The following is a 5,123-nucleotide window of genomic DNA, read 5'->3' as shown; positions in this document are numbered from 1 at the left end:
CGGATCGTCCCCGAATACCAAAACCTGAAGGTGGGCGACGTCATCCTCGACGGCCCACCCGGCACGGCCTACTTCACCGTGGCGGCGCTGGAGCCAAACCGCGCGTTGGCGCTCTACTCCGACACCCACGCGCGCTACCTCTTCCCGCCCAGCATCCGCGACGACCCCCGCTGGGGCATCGGCGGCGAGTTCAGTTGGGTCTTTGTCCTGCAAGAGACGGCGCGCCACCACACGCGCCTTTTCCTGCGGACGCGGGCCAACGCGCGGCCATGGCTTTACCGAGCTTTCATGAGTGTCTTCTTGCCAGTCATAGATGGCTTGATGGCGCGGAAGATGTTGACGGGCATTCAGCGACAGGTGGAGCAGGCCGACCTCGTTCGTACACGATGAGATGAATAGGAGCCGCGCATGATCAACCCCTCCGCCGCCCTCCACGACGCCTATGCCGCCGACTACGACGAGCAGATCGTCGCCTACGAATGCTATCTGGCCGAAGCGCTGTTCGGGTTGAGCTACGACTTCGTCCGGCCCGGCGAGCGACTGCTCGACGTGGGTATTGGCAGCGGGTTGGCTGCCGCGCCCTTCACCAGGGCCGGCCTGCGCGTCTCCGGCATGGACTTCTCGGCGGCCATGCTCGACCTGTGCCGCGCCAAGGGTATTGCCACTGACCTGAAGCGCCACGACGTGGCGCAGACGCCCTGGCCCTACGCGGCAGGGGCGTTCGACCACGTCATCTGCTGCGGCGTCCTGCACTTCCTCGCCGACCTGGAGCCGATCTTCGCCGAAGTGGCGCGGCTGCTGCGGGCCGGCGGGCTGTTTGCTTTCACCACCAAGTCGCCGGCCGGCCCGCTCGCGTCCGGCCAGCACTATGAGCGGCTGCCGGCCGGCGGGTTGGAAGTCTTCAGCCACTCGTCTGCCTATGTCGGGGGTCTTCTCGGGCAATACCATTTCCGGTCAATGAAGACGCTGAGATGTTTTGTCGGCCAGGACATCTTCTACACTTGGGTTGCTCGGAAGGAAGCGCCAGAAGAATGAAATAGGCAGGGACACCAGCATGGACGTTCAAATCCCGGTTGAGTTTATAGATCTGATCAACGGCCCGCCCGTCGCGGCGCTGACTACGCTGATGCCTGACGGCCAGCCGCAGACCACGGTCGTCTGGTGCGACTACGACGGCACGCACGTGCGCGTCAACACCATGCGCGGCTTCCGCAAAGAACGGAACATGCGCCGCGACCCGCGGGTGACGCTGCTCGGCTACGACCCGCGCCAGCCGCTGCGCTATCTGGAGGTGCGCGGCGTGGTGGAGGTGATGACCGAAGCCGGCGCGCTGGCCCATCTGGACGGCCTGGGGCTGCGTTACACCGGCCGCGCGCCCTACTTCGGCGGTTGCGTGCCGGCCGAGTTACAGGCCACGGAGACGCCGGTGCTGTGCCTCATCCGGCCGGTACACGTCGTCTGCCTGGACGCTCGCCAAGTGAAGGAGGCGACGCCGTGAGCCTGCCCATCCCCGCTTCCCACCTCGATCTGCTGACGCGCCCCATCCACGGCGTGCTGACCACCCTGATGCCCGACGGGCAGCCCCAATCCAGCCTGGTGTGGTGCGATTATGATGGCGAGTGCGCCCGCGTCAACACGACGGCCGAGCGCCAGAAGGGGTGCAATATGCTGGCCGACCCCCGCGTGACGTTGCTCATCGTTGATCCCGACGACACCGCCCGCTACATCGAAATCCGCGCCGAGGCGCAACTCGTGGAGGACGGCGCGATCGAGCATCTGGACGAGATCACGCGGCGCTACACGGCTCATCCTGCCTATTACGGGTTCATCTACCCGCCGGAGCAGCGCGACCGCGAAACGCGCCTGCTCTGCCGCCTCCACGCGACCAGGATCACCCTGGACGCTATCCACAAGTGATCTGTCCGAAACACAAGAGGTAAACCATGATCGACAGGCGAGTCGTTTGGGTTGTTGTGCTGGTGCTGACGCTTGCCGGCTGTGGCGGGCTGGGCGGATTGGTCGGCAATGTAGGAGGCGACGCCACCGCCGAGGCGTCCGAGACGCAGGGTGTGATCGTCGGGGGCGTGCCGTCGCTGGTAGTGAACCACTTCGCCGGCAGCGTCGTCGTGCGCGATGGCGAGGCGGGCAAGATTACCGCCAATCTGACCAAGCAGAGCTGGCTGCGCGTTGAGGCCGACGCCCAGGCGCAACTGGATCAGATCGTGATGGCTTTCACCCAGCGCGGGACGGACGTGACGCTCAACATCGAGGGGCCGGATACCGTCGCGGAAGCGGTCAGGACGCCCTCGGCCGATCTCGAACTGCTCGTCCCGCCCGGCACGCGGCTGACGATCAACCAGAGCGCGGGCGACGTGATTGTTGAGCGGCCGGGCGGCGACGTGGCGATTAACCTCGGCGCGGGCAACGCCACAGTCAGGCTGCCGGAAGATGCCGCGTTTCGGTTGGTGGTGACCGGCGGCGTGGCCGACGTGAAGAGCGAGTTCGAGGGCGTCCCCGGCGGCGGCCTGGCCGCCGACATCGACACAACCGTCGGCGACAACCCGACGCAGACGCTGACGTTCAACGTCGGCGCGGGCGATGTGCGGCTCGAAAAGACGCGGTAAGGAAAAGGCTCACGCAAAGAGCGCGAAGAAAGCCAAGAACGCAAAGAAGACAACTCTTTACCCTTGGCCTGAGTTACTTTCGTGCTTGTCCAAGACGCGAACGCATGATATTCTGTATTTCAGTAAATTACTGAAAGAGGAATAGATGATGGAACAACTGGTCAAGGTGACACGCGGCGGGCAGATCACCCTGCCGGCAGCTATCCGGCGCGCCGCGGGGATTGACGTTGGCGACTACGTGGAAGTGACGGTGACGGAGGACGGACTCGTCCTGAAAGCGAAGCAGGTCATCGATAAGGCGCAAGCTTACTTCTGGACGGCCGACTGGCAGCGGGCCGAGCGCGAGGCGCAGGCCGAACTCGACGCGGGACAGAGCCGACGTTTTGACTCTGTTGAGGGGCTGCTTGACGACCTGGATGGCAAGGCGTGAGATGCTGTCGTTCGTCCGTACCGACCGTTTCAAGCGCGCTTATCGGAAGTTGGAGCCGGCGGAGCAGGAGTTAGTGAAGAAGGCGCTGCGACAATTGGCCGAGGATCGCACCCATCCTGGCCTCCGCGTAAAACGAATCAAAGGTACGGACGATATTTGGGAAATGCGCGCGGGCCGTGACATTCGCATCACCTTTGAGATCGGCGACGACGCATATACGCTGCGCAACGTCGGTCATCACGACGCCACGCTGCGTGAGCCTTTTCTTACTCTTTCATGGCCTCGGCCCGCAGCGCCGCCCTAATCTCCGTGGAGGAGAGATCGTTGCGGAACGTCCGCGCCGGGATGGCGGTGAACAGGCCGGCGAAGCCCTCCGGGATCGCCAGCTCGCTCAACTCGTGGAAACCGCCGTCGTCCCCCTCGCGGCCGGCCACCAGGAAGCGGTTGCCCCGGTCGCGCATCTCGGCCAGCGCGGCCCGCATGGCCGCCTCGCTGTCGCCGTAGTAGCGCGGGTGGATGATGCGCGCCGCCGTGTCGAAGCCGACGACGAAGACCGCCCCCGGATAGAGCCGCGACTTCTCCACGAACGTCGGCGCGCGGCCGGCGAAGACCGGGTAGCGGCCGGCGAACTGACACAGCCGGTCGAGTAGCACGGCCGGCTCCAGCGGCGGCTTGTCCACATTGACCGCCGACACTTCAAAGGCCACCGGCCGGCCCAGCAGCGCCTCGGCCGTCTCGGCCAGTTGCGTATGCCCTGTGTGCAGGGGATTGAACGAGCCGGACAGAACGGCCCCCGGCCCAGCGTCCAGCCGGACGCGGCCGTCGGGCTCAATGCCAAAGCGGGTGATCTCCCCCCGCGCCAGTTGGCCGGCCGGAGCGGCGAAGTCGTAGGTCTCGGCCGACTGCCGGTCGCCCGCGCCCAGGGGCAGCGCCAGGCGCTCTGCCAGCCCGCTAGCCTCGGCCAGCGCGTTGAGGATGAGGCCGCTGACCATGCCCTCTTCGCCCGCCCGGTCGCGCGCCCCCTTCTCCAGGTAGAGCGTGTAGGCGCGCAGCCGCTCCGGCGTCCAGGCGGCCACGTGGGCGCGGTGCTCGCCTTTCTTGGGCCGGTCGGTGACAATGGTGGCCGTGCAGGCCAGCCCAATCGGCGACCACAGCTCCAGTTCGCGCAGGTGGCGGGCGCGGGCCAGCGCCCGGCCGGCCATCAGCCGCCCCGTCTCATCGGCCACGTACTGCTCCGGCGCGCCGCCCAGAAACTCGTCGAAGGAGTCGGCGGCGTAGGGGATGAGCGCCTCCAGCAGCGTCCGCGACGCGCCGGGCACGCCCAGCAGATCGGCCAGCGCCTGGCTGCCCGCGCCGGCGGCGGCGAACATGGCCCGCGGCGGGCTGTCGTGGATGGCCCGGATCAACTGTCGGGTGGCGTCGTTCATACGTCTTTCGCTCAGGGCTTGGTGCCCACGTGTACGGCGATGGTGCCGAACATGAAGAGCTTGTATTGTACGTCCACGAAGCCGGCGGCGCGCATTGTCGCGGCCAGTTCCTCCGGCCCCTGGAAGCCCTGGGTGCTGTCGGGCAGATAGCGGTAGGCGTCGGCCTCGCCGGTGACCAGCCGGCCCAGCGTGGGGATGATCGTGTTCAGGTGAATCTTGATGAACGGCTTGAGGAGGTTGTCCTTAGGTGGGCTGGACTCCAGGACGACGACCCGGCCGCCGGGCTTGATCACGCGCCGTTGTTCGCGGCACGCGCCGGGCACGTCGATGACGTTGCGCATCAGGAAGCCGGACGTGACGGCGTCGAACGTGTCGTCGGGGAAGGGCAGGCGGAGCGTGTCGGCCGCCACCCAGCGGATGGTTTCCCGGCCGGGCAGGCGCTTGCCGGCCTGCATCATCTCGATGGTGAAGTCGCCGCCGACGGCGCGCAGGCCGGGGACTTGCTGTTGCCCCTCGTCGGCGATGTCGCCCGTGCCGGTGGCGATGTCGAGCAGCCGGCCGCCGGCCGGCAGGTTGGCCTGGCCGATGACGTAGCGCCGCCAGCGCACATCCTGGCCGAAGGTCATCAGCCGGTTCATGGTG

Annotated in this window: 8 protein-coding genes and 1 pseudogene; 7 read left to right on the top strand and 2 right to left on the bottom strand. The window is 66.7% G+C overall.

All coding sequences use genetic code 11. From position 1 onward, the window contains the following. The 7 genes and pseudogenes from ACE3UY_RS12800 to ACE3UY_RS12770 all read left to right on the top strand — a co-directional run. A pseudogene (locus ACE3UY_RS12800) lies at nucleotides 1-390 on the top strand (hypothetical protein); the annotation flags it as partial. Nucleotides 391-408: 18 nt separating this feature from the next. Beyond that, nucleotides 409-1,035, top strand: a complete 627-nt coding sequence (locus ACE3UY_RS12795) for a class I SAM-dependent methyltransferase (protein WP_374687902.1) — start codon at nucleotides 409-411, stop codon at nucleotides 1,033-1,035. Between the two features lie 19 nt (nucleotides 1,036-1,054). Further along, entirely contained in the window at nucleotides 1,055-1,498 is a 444-nt protein-coding gene (locus ACE3UY_RS12790) for a PPOX class F420-dependent oxidoreductase (RefSeq protein WP_374687901.1), read from the top strand. Continuing rightward, nucleotides 1,495-1,917, top strand: a complete 423-nt coding sequence (locus ACE3UY_RS12785; RefSeq protein WP_374687900.1) for a PPOX class F420-dependent oxidoreductase — start codon at nucleotides 1,495-1,497, stop codon at nucleotides 1,915-1,917. The genes ACE3UY_RS12790 and ACE3UY_RS12785 overlap by 4 nt, the downstream gene beginning before the upstream one ends. 26 nt (nucleotides 1,918-1,943) lie before the next feature. Then, a complete protein-coding gene (locus tag ACE3UY_RS12780) occupies nucleotides 1,944-2,624 on the top strand; it encodes a hypothetical protein (protein WP_374687899.1) in 681 nt (226 codons plus the stop codon). Between the two features lie 145 nt (nucleotides 2,625-2,769). Continuing rightward, nucleotides 2,770-3,054, top strand: a complete 285-nt coding sequence (locus ACE3UY_RS12775; protein WP_374687898.1) for an AbrB/MazE/SpoVT family DNA-binding domain-containing protein — start codon at nucleotides 2,770-2,772, stop codon at nucleotides 3,052-3,054. 1 nt (nucleotide 3,055) lies between these two features. Continuing rightward, nucleotides 3,056-3,358, top strand: coding sequence for a type II toxin-antitoxin system RelE/ParE family toxin (locus tag ACE3UY_RS12770; RefSeq protein WP_374687897.1), 303 nt, complete (start codon nucleotides 3,056-3,058; stop codon nucleotides 3,356-3,358). On the opposite strand, the gene ACE3UY_RS12765 is transcribed toward ACE3UY_RS12770, so the two are convergent. Together ACE3UY_RS12765 and ACE3UY_RS12760 are read right to left on the bottom strand one after the other, a co-directional pair. Then, on the bottom strand, nucleotides 3,321-4,481 hold the full coding sequence (locus ACE3UY_RS12765) for a hypothetical protein (RefSeq protein WP_374687896.1): 1,161 nt from the start codon (nucleotides 4,479-4,481) through the stop codon (nucleotides 3,321-3,323). The two genes, ACE3UY_RS12770 and ACE3UY_RS12765, sit on opposite strands and share 38 nt — an antisense overlap. Before the next feature lie 11 nt (nucleotides 4,482-4,492). Next, nucleotides 4,493-5,123, bottom strand: a 631-nt coding sequence (locus ACE3UY_RS12760; RefSeq protein WP_374687895.1) for a ubiquinone/menaquinone biosynthesis methyltransferase, incomplete at its 5' end; no start/stop codon positions are given.

The organism is Promineifilum sp. (SeqCode) (assembly GCF_041918635.1).
GTDB lineage: Bacteria > Chloroflexota > Anaerolineae > Promineifilales > Promineifilaceae > Promineifilum.
Note: the sequence above shows the minus strand (reverse complement) of the source record. Positions and strands in the feature narration are given on the sequence as shown.

Excerpts from the sequence above, each read along its gene's own strand:
- ACE3UY_RS12795 (WP_374687902.1), top strand. The coding sequence starts at position 409 with ATGATCAACCCCTCCGCCGCCCTCCACGACGCCTATGCCGCCGACTAC.
- ACE3UY_RS12770 (WP_374687897.1), top strand. The coding sequence starts at position 3,056 with ATGCTGTCGTTCGTCCGTACCGACCGTTTCAAGCGCGCTTATCGGAAG.
- ACE3UY_RS12775 (WP_374687898.1), top strand. The coding sequence starts at position 2,770 with ATGATGGAACAACTGGTCAAGGTGACACGCGGCGGGCAGATCACCCTG.
- ACE3UY_RS12780 (WP_374687899.1), top strand. The coding sequence starts at position 1,944 with ATGATCGACAGGCGAGTCGTTTGGGTTGTTGTGCTGGTGCTGACGCTT.
- ACE3UY_RS12790 (WP_374687901.1), top strand. The coding sequence starts at position 1,055 with ATGGACGTTCAAATCCCGGTTGAGTTTATAGATCTGATCAACGGCCCG.
- ACE3UY_RS12765 (WP_374687896.1), bottom strand. The coding sequence starts at position 4,481 with ATGAACGACGCCACCCGACAGTTGATCCGGGCCATCCACGACAGCCCG.